Raw genomic sequence first — 1,657 nt, 5'->3', positions numbered from 1 at the left:
GCTATCCATTACCCACATCTTTCTTAACATAAGATTTGACAAAAGCCAGTAATTGTGTATTTTATATACGAAAACCCAGAGTTAAACCAATGTCAGTAAATGGAAAAGTGGATAATAGAAGAACTAGAAAGAACCGAATTAGGGGATAAAAGAAGAACCAAACGGTTAATCAAAATAGTCACAAATCTGAGTAATTCACCATTGGCCAGTGTACCGCAAGCGAGTGGAACATGGTCACAAGCCAAAGCTACCTATGACTTCTGGGATTCACCCTACATCAAACCATCCATGATTAGACAAGGACATCGAGATGCAACGGTAGAGCGAATGGCCAAGCATCAGGTAGTATTGGCAATACAAGATACAACAGAACTGAACTACACCAGCCATAAAGCTTTATCAGGGAAAGGATATCTGGACAGTAAATATGGCAAAGGATTAAAAGTCCACTCGGTGTTAACAGCAAGCACACAGGGAATACCACTAGGCATCATTGAGCAACAGGTGTGGTCAAGAATTGAAGAAGAATTAGGAAAAGCAGAACAAAGGAAACAAAAACCAACAGCAGAAAAAGAAAGTCAAAGATGGCTTGATGCGTTGAAAAAAACAGATTCAATCATGCCTGAATCAGTACAAGTAGTAACAATTGCTGACAGAGAAGCCGATTTTTATGACTTATTTGCCTGTCCTCGTCGTCAAGGCTCAGATTTTTTAATTCGAGGGAATCAAAATCGCTGTTTGGTTGGTTGTGAGGAACATTTATGGGAAACCTTAGACTCGAAGGAGTCCCAAGGAACAATGACAGTGGAGGTCAAACGCAATCCGACTCGACCTTCGAGAATAGCGACACTGACAATTCGTTATGCCACGATTACCATTGAACCACCTCAAAATAGATCTAAAAAAGAACAACTATCTCCGATAAAATTGCAGGCAATTTTAGTCACAGAAGTTGACACACCAAAAGAAGTTGAGCCGATTAGTTGGTTACTTCTGACCACATTGGAAATTACCAATCTTGAAGATGTGAAAAAGTATGTGCAATGGTATTGTTATCGATGGTTAATTGAACGTTATCATTATGTCTTAAAAAGTGGTTGTGGCATTGAGAAGTTACAACTAGAAACGGCGCAAAGATTAGAGATGGCTTTGGCCACCTACAGCATAGTTGCTTGGCGTTTGTTGTGGCTGACTTACATGGCTCGTTGTTCTCCTTCAGACAGTTGTGAACAGGTTTTAGAATCTCACGAGTGGCAGGTTTTGTATGCGACTATACACCACGAAATTTACCCTGATACCAGTCCACCGACACTGGCTGAAGTTGTGAATTGGATTGCCCGATTGGGTGGGTTTTTAGGTCGAAAATCTGACGGTTATCCAGGTGTGAAAGTTCTCTGGCGTGGATTAAGCCGATTACATGATATTGTTCAAGGTTGGCTGGTTTGTCAGTCTCTTGTCGTTAATTAATCATTACCTCATCCTGTCAGCTTGTTTCCATTTTTATCAAACATGAAGTCTAGAGAATGAGGCTTTTGTGAGCTTCTGTTTGTTCTCATGTCTTTAAACTAGAGTCACTGGCGATTTTTCTCCATACTTCACTACACAACTACTTCCTTTTGTCAAATTTTATGTTAAGAAAGATGTGGGTAATGGATAG

At 40.1% G+C, this 1,657-nt stretch carries 1 protein-coding gene; it reads left to right on the top strand.

Annotated elements, in window-relative coordinates; all coding sequences use genetic code 11:
* Window positions 1-99: 99 nt before the first annotated feature.
* Window positions 100-1,467, top strand: a complete 1,368-nt coding sequence (locus tag VB620_RS20820) for an IS4 family transposase (RefSeq protein WP_323198059.1) — start codon at window positions 100-102, stop codon at window positions 1,465-1,467.
* Window positions 1,468-1,657 lie beyond the last annotated feature (190 nt).

Origin of the sequence: Nodularia harveyana UHCC-0300, assembly GCF_034931085.1 — a bacterium.
Classification (GTDB): Bacteria; Cyanobacteriota; Cyanobacteriia; order Cyanobacteriales; family Nostocaceae; genus Nodularia; species Nodularia harveyana.
This window is presented reverse-complemented; position numbering and strand designations above follow the sequence as displayed.